This is a genomic window from Geodermatophilus sp. SYSU D00525, from assembly GCF_054050475.1.
Map to the genome: position 1 here is coordinate 36,607 of NZ_JBJGZK010000023.1, position 15,527 is coordinate 52,133.

Consider the following 15,527-nt stretch of genomic DNA (forward strand, 5'->3'; position numbering starts at 1 on the left):
CGCCGACACGCGCGGACACGCCGGTTCGTGCGGCAACGACCCGATGATCATCGGACGCGTGCACGGGCGGGCGGCGTGTCCGTCCGTGTCGCGTGCACGCAGCCGATGATCAACCCGCCCGGACGGCCGCCAGCTCCTCCAGCCAGGCCAGCGCGGCGGCGGCCACGGCCTCGGGCGCCTTCCCCAGCGAGTGGTCGCCCGGCACCGGACACGCCGACGCCGCCGGCACGCCGTCCAGCGCCGCCGCGACCTCCGCGGGCCGGCCGAAGGCGTCGGTCTCGCCCTGCACCACGACCAGCGGCACGCCGGCGCCGGTGAGCTCGCCCGCGCGGCTGCGCTCGGGCCGGCCCGGCGGGTGCAGCGGGAACGCCAGGGCCAGCACGCCGTCCGCCCCGAGCGCCGTCGCCGTCCGGCAGGCCACCCGCGCCCCGGCGCTGCGCCCGCCGAACACCAGCGGCCCGGTCAGTGCGCCACCGGCCCGCAGCGCCTCCACGACGGCGGTCCAGGCGACGTCGAGGCGCGGCGGCGCGGGCGCGATCCGCCTGCCGGCCACCCGCCACGGCTGCTCCACCCGCAGCACCCGCCAGCCCGCCGCGGCGCCCGCGGTTGTCACGGCGACCAGGTCGGCCGACCCGGCGCCCCCGCCGGCGCCGTGCCCGAGCACGAGGGTGCCGCGGGCGCCGTCGGCCGGGCCGTCGGCATGCACCGCGGCCGGGCCGAGCGGGGTGGCGACCGGCGCGGGGGAGCTCACCGTGCCAGCAGCGCGTCGACCGCCCCCGCGAGGTCCGGGGCGACGACGGCCGGCGCGGGGTAGCCCGGCGGGTACACGCGCTCGCTGCGCGGGAACCACGCCCCGGTGAGGCCGGCCCGCTCGGCGCCGAGCACGTCCCAGCCGTGCGCGGCGACCAGCGCCATCCGCGACGGCTCGACCCCGCAGGCGCCCGCGGCCCACAGGTAGGCCGCGCGGGAGGGCTTCCAGGCGCGCACGGTCTCGCTGGTGAGCGTCCGCTCGACCAGCGGCGTGACGCCGCCGCGCTCCAGCCCCGCCTCGGCCACGCCGGGGGAGCCGTGCGACAGCGTCACCACGCGCACGCCCGCGTCGTGGAGGCGGCGCAGCGCGGGCTCGACGTCCGGGTGCGGTGACAGCTCGAGGAAGGAGTCGGCGACCTCCGCGCGGGCGCCGTCGGGCAGGTCGGTGAGCTGGGCCAGCGCCGAGTCGAAGGCGGCGCGGAAGGGCAGCCAGACGCCGGTCACCGTGGCCGCCGTCCCGGTGTGCAGGGTGCGGCCGAACACGGTGGGCAGCAGTTCCGCGGGCTGCCCGTGCTCGACGAGCGCGGCCCCGACGGGGGAGAGGTCGAGCAGCGTCTCGTTGACGTCGAACGCGACGACCTCGGGGCGCGTCACGCGTCGGCGCCGCGCGGGTCCTCGGCGCGGCCCGCGGTGGTCTGCCGCCGGCGGTGGTGGCGGACGTCCTTCACCCGCTTGTAGACCAGGTAGCCCACGGCCAGGACGGCGACGGCGACGACGACGTAGTCCAGGTAGTGCAGGTTCGCCTCGATGAAGTCACGGGCCAGCCAGCCCAGCGTCACCAGGACGGTGTTCCAGATGAGGCTGCCGGCCGCGGAGTAGAGGAGGAACTGGCCGAACGGCATCCGCACCACGCCCGCGGGCACGGAGATGAAGCTGCGCACGATCGGCACCATCCGGCCGAAGAACACCGCGGAGCGGCCGTGCCGCTCGAACCAGGCGAAGGTCTTGTCGACGTCGGCGGTCTCCACCAGCGGCAGCCGGTCGAGGAAGGCGTGCGACCGGCGCGGGCCCAGCGCCCGGCCGACGTAGTAGAAGAAGATCGCGCCCAGGATCGAGCCGATCGTGGCGCACCCGACGACGGCCACGAACGCGAACGGGCTGTCGATGAGCACACCGGCCGCCCCGAGGACGGCCTCGCTGGGGATCGGCGGGATGACCGTCTCCAGCAGGATGCTGAAGCCGACGCCGATCGGGCCCAGCGAGTCCACGAGGGAGAGCAGCCAGGCGGTGAGCCCACCCTGGTCGGAGGATGCCGCGGCGGCCAGGAAGGACATGGTCCCCACGGTACGGGCGGCATCCGGACGTCGCCCGGACCTCGGAGCGCTGCCCGGACGGCCGGGACGGATGGGGCTAGCGTGCCGCCATGCGTCAGCGCCTCACCGCCCGGGCCGTCGTCGTGGGGGACCGGGCGGGGACCGTCGTCCCGGACGCCGTCGTCGACGTCGAGGACGGGCGCATCGCGTGGGCCGGCGCGGCCGCCGACGCCCCGCCGGCCGGGGACGCCGAGGTCGTGGCGCTGCCCGGCCTGCTCGTGCCGGGGCTGGTGAACGCCCACTCGCACGCGCCGATGGTGCTGTTCCGCGGCCAGGGCGAGGGGCTGCCGCTGGACCGCTGGCTGCGCGAGGTGATGTGGCCGCGGGAGGCCCGGCTGACCGGCGACGACGTCGAGGTGGCGATGGCCGCCGCGTCGGCGGAGATGCTGCGCGGCGGGGTCACCGCCAGCGTGGAGATGTACTTCTCGCCCGAGCGGATCGCCGCGGCGGTCGGGGCCACCGGCGCCCGGGCGGTGGTCGCGGCGCCGATGGTGCCGCTGCCGGGCATGCCGCCGCTGGAGGAGCAGATGGCCGCCGCGGTGGACCTGGCCGGGCACGCCGACGCCGACGGCCTGGTGGAGTACGGCCTGGGCCCGCACGCGGCCTACACCGTGCCGCTGCCCCTGCTGCGCCGCGCCGCCGAGCTCACCCGCGAGCACGGGATGCACCTGCACCTGCACGTGGCCGAGACCGCCACCGAGGGCGACGGCCTGCTCGCGGCGCACGGGCTGTCGGTGCCCGCGCTGCTGGCCGCGCACGACGTCCTGGGCGGGCGGGTGCTGGCCGCGCACTGCGTGCACCTCGACGACGCCGACCTGGAGCTGTGGGCCGAGTACGACGTCGCCGTCGCGCACTGCCCGGCCAGCAACGCCAAGCTCGCCAGCGGCATCGCGCCGGTCCGGGCGATGCTCGACCGCCGGATCCGGGTGGGCCTGGGCACCGACGGGCCGGCGTCCAACGACGGCCTGGACCTGCTCGCCGACGTCCGCCTGGCCGCGGGGCTGGCGCGGCTGCGCGAGTCCTCGGCCACGGCGCTCACCGCGGCGGAGGCGTTCTGGCTGGCCACCGGCGGGGCCGCCGCAGCGATCGGCCGCCCCGACCTCGGCCAGGTCGAGGCGGGCCGGCGCGCGGACCTCGTGCACGTGGACACCCGGGACCTCGGCTTCGAGCCGGTCGGGGACGAGACCGACCTGCTCACGCACCTCGTCTGGTCGGGCGCCTCGCGGCTGGTCCGCGACGTCTGGGTCGGCGGCCGTCAGGTGGTCGCCGGCGGCGCGGTCACCACCGTGGACGTCGACGCGCTGCGCACCGAGGTCGCCGAGCGGGCGGCCCGGCTGGCCGGCTGAGGCGCCCGCGGGGCTGGAGGACCGGGGCGCGCGGCGGTTGACTGCGCCGCATGGCGGCGTCCCTGCGGGTCCTGACCATGAACGTGCTCGGGCCGGCCAACCCGGACTGGGCCCGGCGCAGCGCCCTGGTCGCGGAGACGCTGCGCCGGCTGGCCGCCGACGTCGTCGCGCTGCAGGAGGTGCCCGTCGCGGACGGCACCGTGGAGGAGCTGCTCGGCCCCGGGTATCACATGACCCCCTTCTCCCGGGCCGCCGACGACGGGGTGGGCGGCGTGCTGGCCACGCGGGCGCCGCACCGCGTGGTCGAGGAGGTCGACCAGCGCTGCACGCCGCGGGCGCACGACCTCCCCTGGTGCGCGACGCTGCTCGCCGAGGTGGACACCGCGGTCGGCCGCGTGCTGGTCGCCCACCACAAGCCGAGCTGGCAGTTCGGGTTCGAGTTCGAACGCGAGCAGCAGGCCCTCGCCGCCGCGCGGGCGGTCGAGCGCCGGGCCGGCAGGGTGGACCACGCCGTCCTCCTCGGCGACCTCGACGCGACCCCGGACGCGGCGAGCGCGCAGTTCCTGCGCGGACGCCGGTCGCTGGAGGGGACGAGCGTCTGCTTCCAGGACGCCTGGGAGACCCTGCACCCGGCCGATCCCGGGTTCACCTTCGACGCCCGGAACCCGCTGGTGCGGGCGGGCGAGGTGGCCACGGCGGTCAGCCGGCGCATCGACTGGGTCCTCGTGCGCAGCGGCGCGCACGGGCCGACGCTGCAGGTCCGTTCCTGCGCCCGGGTGCTGGACGAGCCGGTCGCCGGCGTCTGGGCCAGCGACCACTCCGGCGTCGTCGCCGACCTCGACCTGCCCGGCCACCCGCCGGGCTCCTGGGCTGCTCAACCGATCGGTTGACAAGGGAGTCTGCCGACCCTACCGTTGTGTTCAACCGAGAGGTTGACGAAGGAGGTCGCTGGTGGCGGCAGACCCGCTCTCCCGGGTGTTCGCGGCGCTGGCCGACCCGACGCGGCGCGACATGGTCGCGCGGCTCGCGATCGGCGACGCGACGGTCGGCGAGCTCGCCGCCCCCTACGACGTGACCGTGCAGGCGGTCTCCAAGCACCTGAAGGTGCTCGAGGACGCCGGCCTGGTCAGCCGCAGCCGGGAGGCCCAGCGCCGCCCGGTGCACCTGGAGGCGGAGGTGTTCGACCTGATGACGAAGTGGATCGAGCGCTACCGGCGCCAGGCCGAGGAGCGCTACCGCCGCCTCGACGACGTCCTCCGGTCCATGCCGGACGACGTCTCCCCGCCCATCGCGCAGGAGGAGAACCGGTCATGACCACCAGCACGCGTCAGACGCAGATCGCCGCCGACCCCGAGGTCCCGCTGATCCGCATCACCCGGGAGTTCGACGCCCCGCGCAGCAAGGTGTTCCGCGCGCACACCGACCCGGACCTGCTCGTGCAGTGGATGGGCCCGCGCGGGCTGGAGATGCGCATCGACCGCTACGACTGCCGCACCGGCGGCTCCTACCGCTACGTGCACAGCGACGCCGACGGCGAGTACGCGTTCCACGGCTCCTTCCACGAGGTCCGGCCCGACGAGCTGATCGTGCAGACGTTCACCTTCGAGGGGCAGCCCGACGGCGTCGCCCTGGAGAAGCTCGTGCTCGAGGACCTCGGCGACGGCCGGACCCGGCTCACCGCCACCTCGCTGTGCGACTCGTTCGCCGACCGCGACGCGATGCTCGCCAGCGGCATGGAGGTCGGCGTCGTCGAGGGCTACGAGCGCCTCGACGAGGTGCTCGCGCGTGGCTGAACACGCCGTGGAGATGAAGCTCGAGCTCGTGCCGATCCCCGTCGCCGACGTCGACCGGGCGAAGTCCTTCTACGCCGACCGGCTGGGCTTCACCGTCGACGTCGACGTGCGGCCGGCCGACGGCGTGCGGGTCGTCCAGCTGACCCCTCCGGGTTCGGCCTGCTCCGTCGGCTTCGGCACCGGCCTGGCGGCCTACGAGGGCACTCCCGGCTCGGTGCGGGCGCTGCACCTCGTCGTCGCCGACATCGAGCAGGCCCGTGCGGACCTGGTGAGCCGCGGTGCCGACGTCGGGCCCGTGGTGGACGTGGGGGGCGGGGTGAAGTACGCGGCGATCGCCGACCCGGACGGCAACACCCTGACCCTCCAGGAGATGGCCTGGCGGACGGGCGACGCCTTCTAGGTGCGCGGCCTTCCAGGTGCGCGGCCTTCCAGGTGCGCGGCCTTCCAGGTGCGCGGCCTTCTAGGTGCGACGCCTTCCAGGTGCGCGGCCTCCTAGGCGCGCAGCGAGATCGTCTCCCCGCGCACGACGGTCCGCAGCTGCCCGGGCGCCCGCCGCTCGGCGACCTCCCGCACGAAGTCGCCGAGCGGCGACGCGAACCGGTCGTAGTCGTCGTAGTGCACCGGCACGGTCACCGGCGGCTTCAGCAGCTCCACCAGGTCGGCGCCCTGCCGGCCGTCCATGGTCACGGTGACGCCCAGCGCCTTCGTGCCGCCCAGGTGCGGGACGACGACGTCGAGCGGCCCGCAGCGCTCCAGCACCTCGCCCAGCCACGGCCGGAACAGGGTGTCGCCGGTGACGTACCCGCGCCAGGACACCTCGCCGTCGCGGAGCAGCTCCAGCACGCTGCCCATCACCGGCGGCAGCACCCGGGCCAGCGGGCCGGGGCCGTGGACGCCGGGCACCGAGGTGATCCGCAGCGTCTCCTCGCCGCGGCTGACCTCGTGCACCTGCCACGGCCGCAGGTCCGCCGTCGCCGAGAAGCCGCGCGAGGACAGCGTGCGCGCGGCCGCCGGGGTGGTGACGACCGGCGTGGCCTTGTCGATGGTCGCGTAGGCGACCCGGTCCCAGTGGTCACCGTGCAGGTGGGACAGCAGGACGGCGTCGAGGTCGGGCAGGTCCTCGGGCAGCAGCGCCGGGTCGGTCAGCCGCCTGGCGAACAGCCCCTTGCCCAGGTAGACGCGCTCGCCGCGCCGGACGAAGTTCGGGTCGGTGAGCAGGGTGAACCCGCCCAGCCGCAGCAGCGTCGTCGCGTTGCCGCCGAAGGTGAGGGTGACGTCGGAGGTGCTCTCGTCGGTCGGCGCGGTGCTGCGGTCGGCGCTGCCCGGGTCGGCGGTCATGCCCGGGCGGCTACCCGTCAGCCGTCGTCCTGCAACCCGGCCGGCCTTGTCGGCGGGTCGCCGGCCGCGGGAGGGTGCCTCCCGGGAGGACCCGTCGCAGGACCCAGGAGGAGCCCGATGAGCCAGGTCGATCCGTCCGTCCCGCCGAGCGGCACCGGCTGCGCCGACTGCGACGCCACCGGCGGGTGGTGGTTCCACCTGCGCCGCTGCGCCGCCTGCGGCCACGTGGGCTGCTGCGACTCCTCGCCGTCGCAGCACGCCTCGGCGCACGCCGCGGTCACCGGGCACCGGATCGCGCAGAGCTTCGAGCCCGGTGAGGACTGGACCTGGGACTACGCCGCCGGGGAGTTCGGTGGGGACCTCCGGCTGGCACCGCCGACCTCGCACCCGGTGGGCCAGCCGGCGCCCGGGCCCGCCGGCCGGGTGCCCGCGGACTGGCAGCGGCACCTGCACTGAGGGCGGGGCGGGGAGGACCCGGCTGGTAGACAGGGGCGGTGGTGCAGCCCCGCGACGTCGACGAGTCCTTCCTCGCCCTGCCCCTGTCCGCGCTCACCGAGGCGGCGCTGACCCGCGCGGTCGACCTCGGCTGCGAGCACGCCGACATCCGGGTGGAGCGCATCCGCACCCAGTCGATCAGCCTGCGCGACGCGCGGCTGGAGGCCCTGGCCGACGGCGAGGACCTGGGCCTGGCCGTCCGCGTGGTGCACGAGGGCACCTGGGGGTTCGCCGCGGGCGTCGTCCTCACCGCGGCCGAGGCGGTGCGGCTGGCCGAGCAGGCGGTCGCCGTCGCGCAGGTATCGGCGGCGCTGGCCACCGACCGGGTCGAGCTCGCCCCCGAGCCGCAGCACGAGGGCTCCTGGGTGTCGTCCTACGACGTCGACCCGTTCGAGGTGCCCGACGCCGAGAAGACCGCGCTGCTCACCGAGCTGTCCGAGCGGCTGCTGGCCGCCGACGGCGTCGAGCACGTGCAGTCCGGGTGCATGCACGTCAAGGAGCAGAAGTACTACGCCGACACCAACGGCACCCGCACCCGCCAGCAGCGTGTGCGCATCTCCCCGGAGTTCACCGCGCTCACCGTCGACCGCGGCACCGGCGCGTTCGAGAGCATGCGGACCCTCGCCGCGCCGGCCGGCCGCGGCTGGGAGTACCTGACCGGGGACCACGTCGACTGGGACGCCGAGCTCGCGCAGATCCCCGAGCTGCTGCGGGAGAAGACCAAGGCGCCGTCGGTGGAGCCGGGCCGCTACGACCTCGTCGTCGACCCCTCCAACCTCTGGCTGACCATCCACGAGTCCGTCGGCCACGCCACCGAGCTGGACCGGGCGCTGGGCTACGAGGCCGCCTACGCCGGCACGTCGTTCGCCACCGTCGACGGGCTGGGCAGCCTGCGCTACGGCTCGGAGCTCATGCACGTCACCGGCGACCGCACGGTCGAGCACGGCCTGTCGAGCATCGGCTGGGACGACGAGGGCGTCGAGGCCCAGCAGTGGGACATCGTCCGCGACGGCGTGCTGGTCGGCTACCAGGTCGACCGCAACACCGCCCGGCTCGGCGGGATGGCCCGCTCCAACGGCTGCTCGTTCGCCGACTCGCCGCGGCACGTCCCGGTGCAGCGGATGGCCAACGTCTCGCTGCAGCCGGCCGCCGACGGGCCGGACCTCGCGGGGCTGATCGGCGGGGTCGAGCGCGGCATCTACGTCGTCGGCGACAAGAGCTGGTCGATCGACATGCAGCGCTACAACTTCCAGTTCACCGGCCAGCGCTTCTACCGGATCGAGGGCGGGCGGCTGGCCGGGCAGCTGCGCGACGTCGCCTACCAGGCCACGACGACGGACTTCTGGGGCTCGATGCGCGCCGTCGGCGGCGCCTCGACCTACCGCCTCGGCGGCGCGTTCAACTGCGGCAAGGCCCAGCCCGGGCAGATCGCGCCGGTCAGCCACGGCTGCCCGGCCGCGCTCTTCGAGGGCGTCACCATCCTCAACACGGTCCAGGAGGGCGGGCGATGAGCCAGCTGACCGCGCAGCAGCTGGTCGAGAAGGCGCTGGCCGCCTCGACCGCCGACGGCTGCGTCGCCTACGTCGTCGAGAGCACCGAGGCCAACCTGCGGTGGGCGTCGAACAGCCTCACGACGAACGGGGCGATGCGCTCGCGCCAGGTCGTCGTCGTGTCGTTCGTCGACGGCGGCGCCGGGATGGCCACCGGCACGGTCGCGCGGACCGGCACGCCCGACGTCGCCGAGCTGGTCGCCGCCAGCGAGCAGGCCGCCCGCGACGCCGGCCCGGCCGAGGACGCGGTGCCGCTGGTCAGCGAGACGCCGCCGGGTGCGGGGGACTGGGACGCCGAGCCCGCAGAGACCTCGATCGAGGTGTTCGCGGACTTCGCGCCGGCGCTGGGGGAGGCGTTCGGGGCCGCGCGGGACCGCGGCGACCTGCTGTTCGGCTACGCCGAGCACGCCCTGACGACGACGTACGTGGGCACCTCGACCGGCCTGCGCCTGCGCACCGACCAGCCCAGCGGCCGGGTCGAGCTCAACGGCAAGAGCAGCGACTTCGCGCGGTCGGTGTGGTCCGGCGTCGGCACCCGGGACTTCCGCGACGTGTCGGTGGCCGGCCTCGCCGCCGACGTGGAGCGCAAGCTCGGCTGGTCGCAGCGGCGCGTCGAGCTGCCGGCCGGGCGGTACGAGACGCTGCTGCCGCCCTCGGCCGTGAGCGACCTGATGATCTACGCCTACTGGACGATGGAGGCCCGCGACGCCGACGAGGGCCGCAACGTCTACGCCAAGGCCGGCGGCGGCAACCGGATCGGCGACCGGCTGGCCCAGCTCCCGCTGACCCTGCGCAGCGACCCGCACGCCCCCGGGCTGGAGACGGCGCCGTTCCAGGTGGTGAGCACCTCGTCCGGCTCGGCCAGCGTGTTCGACAACGGGATGGCGACGCCCGCCGTCGACTGGATCCGCGACGGCGTCCTCACCAACCTGATCCGGCCGCGGGCCTGGGCGCTGAAGACGACGGCGCCCGCGGTGGCCGCCGTCGACAACCTGCTGCTCGAGCAGCCCGGCGCGACGGCGTCCCTGGAGGACATGGTCGCCGCCACCGACCGCGGGCTGCTGCTGACCACGCTCTGGTACATCCGCGAGGTCGACCCGCAGACGCTGCTGCTCACCGGCCTGACCCGCGACGGCGTGTTCCTCGTCGAGGGCGGCGAGGTCACCGGCGCGGTGAACAACTTCCGGTGGAACGAGTCGCCGGTGGACCTGCTGGCGCGGATCGGCGAGGTCGGGCGCACCGAGCGGACGCTGCCGCGCGAGTGGAACGACTGGTTCACCCGCGCCGCGATGCCGCCGGTGCGCGTGCCGGACTTCAACATGAGCTCGGTGTCCCCGGCCAGCTAGACGCCGTCGGCCCGCTCCTCGGGTCGAGTTCGCCGTCCCGGAGCCCTGCAGCACCCCGGGACCGCGAGGAAGACCCGGGGGCCCGCACCGGCGATGAGCAGCGTCCCGGACGGGGGCGCGTGGGGCCGCTGTGACGCAGGAGTGAAAAGGAGCACCCATACCGCACGGCTGCTCCCCTCAAACACGGATCCCGGATATTTTTCCGGCGAACCGCAGAGAGCCTCCGGGTCCCGGGGGCGCGAGGGGAGCACGCCATGACCCGCAACCAGAAGCCCTCGGTGTTCCAGGTGGGCAAGATCTGGGACGACGGCCGCACGGTCGTCGTCTCCGGGTGGGGCATCGGGCTGTGCGCCTCGGCCTGCGCCTGCCACCGCTCGCCCGTCGGCGGGCACCTCTCCATCGACGAGGACCAGGCCGGCGGCACGCTGGGCCTGCGCTGCTTCGACGAGGACGGCTGCGACTGCTGCGAGCCGTGGACCGCCGACGAGCTGTCCGCCGTCCTGCGCGACCTGCAGCGCGTCGCCGGGCTCGACGCCGAGGAGCCGCTCGCCGGCTGAGCCGGCCCGGACGGAGTCGGCCGCTGCCAGAGCCGGCCCGGACAGACCGACCCGCGGGGCGGGCGCCGTTCGGCGCCCGCCCCGCGGGGTACCCGGCCTCGCATGCTGGGACGAGCGGCGGTGCGCGGTGCCCTGGCCGGACTGGCCGGCACCGCGGCGATGACCCTGGTCACGAAGGCCGAGCAGCGGGTGACCGGCCGGCCCGACTCCTACGTGCCGGCCCGCACGCTCACCGCGCTGGCCACCCGGCGCCGGCCGCCCGGGTCCGAGCGGCCGTTCGTGCGCAACCACCTCATGCACTGGGGCACCGGCGCCGCCGTCGGTGCGCTCCGGGGGATCTGGTCGGCCAGCGGCCTGCGCGGCTGGCGCGCCTCGGCCTGGCACACCTCCGTCCGGCTGGCCACCGACCAGACGCTGGAGAACGCCACCGGGGTCGGCGACCCGCCGTGGACCTGGTCGCGGCAGGACCGCGTCGTCGACGTCGCCGGCAAGGCCGTCTACTCCCTCGTCACCGGCGCGGTGTCCGACGCGCTGGTCCCGCTCGCCCCCGACCGCCGCCGCAGCACCTCCCCCTGACAGGACCGGCCTCCTCGCGGTACGGCCGGGGCGGGTGGGACGGACGGGGCGCGTGGGGTCCCGCCGGCCCCGGGAACCGCGCGCCCTGCGCACGCTCCGCTGACCTCCTCCCTACGGTCCGTACCGACGAGACCACGGGGAGCGCCGCCGGGAGGCGGCAGGGGGAGGCCGATCGTGCAGCGCAACCGGACGACGGGACGGCGCTGGACGGGCGCGGTCGTCGCCGCCACCGGCCTGGTGGCCCTCGTGCTCGCCCCCTCGTCCGCCTCCGCCGAGCCGGGCACGCCGCCCGCCACCGCCGCGGAGGCCGCGCAGCTGGTCGAGGAGGCCGGCCGGCAGCTGACCGCCCTCGACGAGCAGGTGCACCAGGCCGAGCTGGCGGTCGCCGCCCAGCAGCAGGCCGCCACCGCCGCCGACGCGGCCGCCGACACCGCCGAGGCGACGCTCGCGCAGTACGCCCCGGCCATCCGCGCCATCGCGCAGAGCGGCTACACCGGCACCACCCGCTCCCGCGTGGCCGCCTTCCTGGGCAGCGACTCCGCCGACGACCTCGTCGCCCAGATGACCATGATCGACCTCATCGCCGAGCACACCGACGGCGTCCTCACCGAGGTGGCCGCCGCCCAGGCCGCGGCCGAGCAGGCCCGGGCCGACGCCGACGCCGCGGCCGCCGAGGCCACCGCCGCGCTCACCGCGCTGCACGACCAGCAGGCGCAGGCCCAGGCCCAGGCCGACGCGTACGAGGCCGACTTCGAGCGGCTGTCGGCCGCCGAGCAGGCCCGCGTCACCACCGCGCTGGCCGGCCCGGTCCTCGACGCGCCGTCGGCCGCCGCCGCCGCGGCCGCCGCACCCGGCCCCGCCGCCGCGATCGCCGTGCAGACGGCGCTGGCCCAGCTCGGCGACCCCTACGTCTGGGGCGCCTCCGGGCCCGACGGCTTCGACTGCTCCGGGCTGACCTCCTACGCCTACGCCGCCGCGGGCATCGCGCTGCCGCACTCGAGCAAGGCGCAGTCGACGATGGGGACGCCGGTGGCACGGGCGGACCTCATGCCCGGCGACATCGTCTACTTCTACTCGCCGGTCAGCCACGTCGGCCTCTACATCGGCGACGGGAAGATGGTGCACGCCCGCACCTACGGCCAGCCGGTCGCCGTGACCAGCGTGGACCAGTCGGGGTACCGCGGCGCCGTCCGCGTGGCCTAGGCGCCCGTCGGGCGCGCTGCGCCCGCGGAGGGGCCGTAGCGTTGCCCTCCGTGACCCGGGCACTGCCGCGTGAGGAACCCGCCCTGCGGCCCGAGGCCATCGGCTTCCTCGACTCGCTCGTCATCGGCCTGGCCGCGACCTCGCCGGCCTACTCGCTGGCGGCGGTCATCGGCCCCGTCGTCGCCCTGGTCGGGGTGCACGCCCCCGGGGTGATGCTGGCGTCGTTTGTACCGATGCTGCTCATCGCCGGCGCGTTCGCCGCGCTCAACCGGGCCGACCCCGACTGCGGGACGACGTTCTCCTGGGTGACCCGCGCCTTCGGCCCGACGGCGGGCTGGATCGGCGGCTGGGCGATCACGATGACCGGCGTCCTGGTGGTCGGGTCGCTGGCCGAGGTCGGCGTCCGGTTCACCCTGCTCGTGCTGGGCCTCGACGCCCTGGCCGACTCCACGCCCGCGGTCGTCGCGCTGAGCGTGCTGCTGGTCGTCGTCATGTCGGCGATCTGCGTGCTCGGCACGGAGATCTCCGCCCGGCTGCAGGACGGGCTGATCCTCGCCCAGACCGCGGCGCTGCTGGCGTTCGCGGTCGTCGCGGTCGTCCGCGGCGTCCGGGGCGACTCGCCGTTCGGCGGGCTGACGCCGTCCTGGGACTGGCTGGACCCCTTCGGCGCCGGCGGGGCGGCGCTGACCGGGGGTCTCCTGCTCGGCGTCTTCGCCTACTGGGGCTGGGAGTCCGCGGTCAACCTGACCGAGGAGACCGCCGACCCGCGGGTCGCCCCGGGCCGGGCCGGCGTGCTGTCGACGGTCGTCCTGCTGCTCACCTACGTCGGCGTCGCGGTCGCCGTCGTCTCCTTCGCCGGGACGACGTGGCTGGCCGGCAACGCCGACGAGGAGGAGGCGGTCTTCGCGCTGCTGTCCACGCAGGCGCTGGGGGGCTGGGACTGGGTGGTGCTGGCCGCCGTCGCCACCTCGGCGATCGCCTCCACGCAGACGACGATCATCCCGGCCTCGCGCACCGGCCTGTCGATGGCGCGGCGGGCGGCGCTGCCGGCGCGGTTCGGGTCGGTGTCCGAGCGGTTCCGGACGCCGGACGTCTCCACCTGGTGGGTCGCCGGCGTGGCGGTCGCCTGGTACGTGGGCGTGCACCTGGTCAGCGAGAACGCGCTGTTCGACTCGATCACCGCGCTGTCGCTGCTGATCGCGCTGTACTACGCGCTCACCGGCCTGGCCTGCGCCTGGTACTTCCGCCGCCGGCTGGTCCGCAGCCTGCGCGACGCGCTGCTGCTCGGCGTCGGCCCCCTGGCCGGGGCGGCGATGCTCGGCTGGCTGCTGGTGCTCTCCGTGCGCGACCTCGCCGACCCGGAGAACAGCTACACCGGCCAGGCCTGGCTCGGCCTCGGCCCGCCGCTGGTGATCGGCGTCGGGATCATGGTCGCCGGGATCGTGCTCATGCTGCTGTGGCGGTGGCGCGACGCCCGCTTCTGGCAGGAGCGGCCCTCGGTGGCCCCGGAGGACGCCGACCCGCTGGTGGGCTGATCCTCAGCCCCCGGCCAGCTGCGCCACCGCCGCGGCGATCCGCCTCGCGCGGGTCGCCGGGGTGGCCGCGGTCTGCACCCGGTGGAGGACGGAGTAGCGGTCCTGCGCCCCGAGCGCGGCGAAGGCCCGCTCCGCGGCGGGCTCGGCGGCCAGTGCCGCGGCGAGGTCGTCGGGGACGGTGATGGTGGCCGGGCCCGCGTAGGCGCGGTCCCAGCGGCCGTCGGCCCGGGCCGCCTCGACCTGGGCCAGCCCCGCGGGGCGCATCCGGCCGGCCGCGGTGAGCTCGGCGACGGCGTCGACGTTCTTCTGCGACCACACGCTGCGCGGCCGCCGCGGCGTCACGCGGATGAGGTACCACCGCTCGTCGAGGCGGTTGGACCGGCCGTCGATCCACCCGAAGCACAGCACCGACTCCACGAGTTCGGCGTAGGTGAGCGAGGGGACGCCGGCCCCCTTCTTGGCCAGCTTCACGTAGAGGCCCGGGGCGGTGGCGTGCTCGGCCTCCAGCCACGCCTCGAACGCGGCCTGATCGGAGAAGGCGAGGACCGGCAGGTCGGTCGGCGGGGTCACGACGGGGATCCTGGCCCCTGCCGGGCGCTCACGACAGCTCCGCGCGCAGCACCTCCGCCGCCCGGGCGAGCGACCGCATCTTGCCCTCGGCGGAGGCCCGCGGCAGGTACTTCAGGCCGCAGTCGCTGGTGAGGACCAGCCGGTCGACGTCGACGTCGTCGAGGGCCCGCCGGACGCGGTCGGCCACCACCTCCGGCGTCTCCACCTCCGGCGTGGACAGGTCCAGCACGCCGAGGGCGATTCCCTTGCCGCGCAGCGGCTGCAGCTGCGCCGGGTCCAGGTGCGCCTGCGCCGTCTCCACCGAGACCGTGTCGACCGGGGTGTCGGCGAGCTCGGGCAGGAACGAGTAGCCCTCGGGGCGCTCGCTCACCATGGCCGCGTAGCCGAAGCACAGGTGCAGGTGCACCGGGCCGGGCGCGCCCTCCACGGCGCGGGTCACCGCCTCGGCGCCGTACCGGCGGGCCACCTCGGGCCGGGCCTGGAGCCACGGCTCGTCGATCTGCACGACGTCGGCGCCCGCGGCGAACAGGTCGGCGATCTCCTCGCGGACGACGTCGGCGTAGGCCAGCGCCAGGGCCCGGTCGTCGCCGTAGTGCTCGTCGGCCGCCTGCTGGGCCATGGTGAACGGGCCGGGCAGCGTGATCTTGACCGGCCGGTCGGTGGCGGCGCGGAGGAACCGCACGTCGCGGGCCTGGATCGGGCCGCGGCGGCGGAGCTCGCCGACCACCCGGGGCACGGGGATCGGCCGGCCCGAGCGGTTGAGCACGGTGCCGGGGGTGTCGACGTCGACGCCGTCCAGCGCGGTGGCGAAGTGGTTGGAGTAGGACTCCCGCCGCTGCTCGCCGTCGCCGACCAGGTCCAGGCCGGCCGCCTCCTGGGCGCGGACCGCCAGCAGCGTCGCATCGTCCTGCGCCTCCTCGAGCAGGTCCGGCGCCGGCCGCCACAGCTCCCGGGCGCGCACCCGGGGCGGGAACTGGTGTGCCAGGCGCTCGTGGTCGATGAGCCACCCGGGCTGGGGCAGGCTCCCGACGACCGTGGTGGGCAGCGGCGGCAGGGAAGCGGGCACGGGGAGGATCCTGCCCGCGCCGACCGGGC

18 protein-coding genes are annotated in these 15,527 nt (G+C 75.8%); 12 read left to right on the top strand and 6 right to left on the bottom strand.

The window, feature by feature from the left end:
- Positions 1-109 precede the first annotated feature (109 nt).
- From ACI796_RS17620 to ACI796_RS17630, 3 genes are read right to left on the bottom strand one after another with little or no spacing between them, the layout of a single operon-like run.
- A complete protein-coding gene (locus tag ACI796_RS17620) occupies positions 110-751 on the bottom strand; it encodes an alpha/beta hydrolase family protein (protein ID WP_456942518.1) in 642 nt (213 codons plus the stop codon).
- A complete protein-coding gene (locus ACI796_RS17625) occupies positions 748-1,404 on the bottom strand; it encodes an HAD family hydrolase (RefSeq protein WP_456942519.1) in 657 nt (218 codons plus the stop codon). The genes ACI796_RS17620 and ACI796_RS17625 overlap by 4 nt, the downstream gene beginning before the upstream one ends.
- A complete protein-coding gene (locus tag ACI796_RS17630; protein WP_456942520.1) occupies positions 1,401-2,084 on the bottom strand; it encodes a DedA family protein in 684 nt (227 codons plus the stop codon). The genes ACI796_RS17625 and ACI796_RS17630 overlap by 4 nt, the downstream gene beginning before the upstream one ends.
- 89 nt (positions 2,085-2,173) lie before the next feature.
- Here ACI796_RS17630 and ACI796_RS17635 point away from each other — a divergent pair, with 89 nt between their 5' ends.
- From ACI796_RS17635 to ACI796_RS17655, 5 genes are all read left to right on the top strand, one after another.
- Positions 2,174-3,469 carry an amidohydrolase family protein gene (locus ACI796_RS17635; RefSeq protein WP_456942521.1) on the top strand — a complete coding sequence of 432 codons (1,296 nt, stop codon included), beginning with the start codon at positions 2,174-2,176 and terminating at the stop codon, positions 3,467-3,469.
- Positions 3,470-3,519: 50 nt separating this feature from the next.
- Positions 3,520-4,359, top strand: coding sequence for an endonuclease/exonuclease/phosphatase family protein (locus ACI796_RS17640; protein ID WP_456942522.1), 840 nt, complete (start codon positions 3,520-3,522; stop codon positions 4,357-4,359).
- 61 nt (positions 4,360-4,420) lie between these two features.
- Complete coding sequence (locus ACI796_RS17645) at positions 4,421-4,783, top strand: metalloregulator ArsR/SmtB family transcription factor (RefSeq protein WP_456942523.1); 363 nt, start codon at positions 4,421-4,423, stop codon at positions 4,781-4,783.
- Complete coding sequence (locus tag ACI796_RS17650) at positions 4,780-5,262, top strand: SRPBCC family protein (protein ID WP_456942524.1); 483 nt, start codon at positions 4,780-4,782, stop codon at positions 5,260-5,262. The genes ACI796_RS17645 and ACI796_RS17650 overlap by 4 nt, the downstream gene beginning before the upstream one ends.
- Positions 5,255-5,662 (top strand): VOC family protein, encoded by a 408-nt coding sequence (locus ACI796_RS17655; RefSeq protein ID WP_456942525.1) that lies wholly within the window; start codon positions 5,255-5,257, stop codon positions 5,660-5,662. The genes ACI796_RS17650 and ACI796_RS17655 overlap by 8 nt, the downstream gene beginning before the upstream one ends.
- A gap of 92 nt (positions 5,663-5,754) precedes the next feature.
- Here ACI796_RS17655 and ACI796_RS17660 read toward each other — a convergent pair whose 3' ends face one another.
- Positions 5,755-6,600 carry an MBL fold metallo-hydrolase gene (locus ACI796_RS17660; RefSeq protein ID WP_456942526.1) on the bottom strand — a complete coding sequence of 282 codons (846 nt, stop codon included), beginning with the start codon at positions 6,598-6,600 and terminating at the stop codon, positions 5,755-5,757.
- Positions 6,601-6,717: 117 nt separating this feature from the next.
- Between ACI796_RS17660 and ACI796_RS17665 the strand changes: the two genes are divergently transcribed.
- From ACI796_RS17665 to ACI796_RS17695, 7 genes are all read left to right on the top strand, one after another.
- The gene (locus ACI796_RS17665) at positions 6,718-7,056 is read left to right on the top strand and encodes a UBP-type zinc finger domain-containing protein (RefSeq protein ID WP_456942527.1); all 339 of its coding nucleotides are present in this window, start codon (positions 6,718-6,720) and stop codon (positions 7,054-7,056) included.
- 38 nt (positions 7,057-7,094) lie between these two features.
- Complete coding sequence (locus ACI796_RS17670; RefSeq protein WP_456942528.1) at positions 7,095-8,606, top strand: TldD/PmbA family protein; 1,512 nt, start codon at positions 7,095-7,097, stop codon at positions 8,604-8,606.
- Positions 8,603-9,991 (top strand): metallopeptidase TldD-related protein, encoded by a 1,389-nt coding sequence (locus tag ACI796_RS17675; RefSeq protein ID WP_456942529.1) that lies wholly within the window; start codon positions 8,603-8,605, stop codon positions 9,989-9,991. Before ACI796_RS17670 ends, ACI796_RS17675 begins: the two co-directional genes overlap by 4 nt.
- Positions 9,992-10,245: 254 nt before the next feature.
- On the top strand, positions 10,246-10,548 hold the full coding sequence (locus ACI796_RS17680) for a hypothetical protein (RefSeq protein ID WP_456942530.1): 303 nt from the start codon (positions 10,246-10,248) through the stop codon (positions 10,546-10,548).
- 102 nt (positions 10,549-10,650) lie between these two features.
- Positions 10,651-11,124 carry a hypothetical protein gene (locus ACI796_RS17685; protein WP_456942531.1) on the top strand — a complete coding sequence of 158 codons (474 nt, stop codon included), beginning with the start codon at positions 10,651-10,653 and terminating at the stop codon, positions 11,122-11,124.
- A gap of 174 nt (positions 11,125-11,298) precedes the next feature.
- Positions 11,299-12,327 (top strand): C40 family peptidase, encoded by a 1,029-nt coding sequence (locus ACI796_RS17690; RefSeq protein ID WP_456942532.1) that lies wholly within the window; start codon positions 11,299-11,301, stop codon positions 12,325-12,327.
- 50 nt (positions 12,328-12,377) lie between these two features.
- Positions 12,378-13,862: an APC family permease gene (locus ACI796_RS17695; protein WP_456942533.1), complete on the top strand. Its 1,485-nt coding sequence runs from the start codon at positions 12,378-12,380 to the stop codon at positions 13,860-13,862.
- Between the two features lie 3 nt (positions 13,863-13,865).
- Here the strand turns inward: ACI796_RS17695 and ACI796_RS17700 are convergent, their stop codons facing one another.
- Positions 13,866-14,432: a YdeI/OmpD-associated family protein gene (locus ACI796_RS17700; protein ID WP_456942534.1), complete on the bottom strand. Its 567-nt coding sequence runs from the start codon at positions 14,430-14,432 to the stop codon at positions 13,866-13,868.
- A gap of 28 nt (positions 14,433-14,460) precedes the next feature.
- Complete coding sequence (locus ACI796_RS17705) at positions 14,461-15,498, bottom strand: uroporphyrinogen decarboxylase family protein (protein WP_456942535.1); 1,038 nt, start codon at positions 15,496-15,498, stop codon at positions 14,461-14,463.
- Positions 15,499-15,527 lie beyond the last annotated feature (29 nt).

Coding starts and splice junctions, on each gene's coding strand:
- ACI796_RS17630 (WP_456942520.1), bottom strand. CDS start 2,084: ATGTCCTTCCTGGCCGCCGCGGCATCCTCCGACCAGGGTGGGCTCACC.
- ACI796_RS17635 (WP_456942521.1), top strand. CDS start 2,174: ATGCGTCAGCGCCTCACCGCCCGGGCCGTCGTCGTGGGGGACCGGGCG.
- ACI796_RS17640 (WP_456942522.1), top strand. CDS start 3,520: ATGGCGGCGTCCCTGCGGGTCCTGACCATGAACGTGCTCGGGCCGGCC.
- ACI796_RS17650 (WP_456942524.1), top strand. CDS start 4,780: ATGACCACCAGCACGCGTCAGACGCAGATCGCCGCCGACCCCGAGGTC.
- ACI796_RS17660 (WP_456942526.1), bottom strand. CDS start 6,600: ATGACCGCCGACCCGGGCAGCGCCGACCGCAGCACCGCGCCGACCGAC.
- ACI796_RS17665 (WP_456942527.1), top strand. CDS start 6,718: ATGAGCCAGGTCGATCCGTCCGTCCCGCCGAGCGGCACCGGCTGCGCC.
- ACI796_RS17675 (WP_456942529.1), top strand. CDS start 8,603: ATGAGCCAGCTGACCGCGCAGCAGCTGGTCGAGAAGGCGCTGGCCGCC.
- ACI796_RS17680 (WP_456942530.1), top strand. CDS start 10,246: ATGACCCGCAACCAGAAGCCCTCGGTGTTCCAGGTGGGCAAGATCTGG.
- ACI796_RS17685 (WP_456942531.1), top strand. CDS start 10,651: ATGCTGGGACGAGCGGCGGTGCGCGGTGCCCTGGCCGGACTGGCCGGC.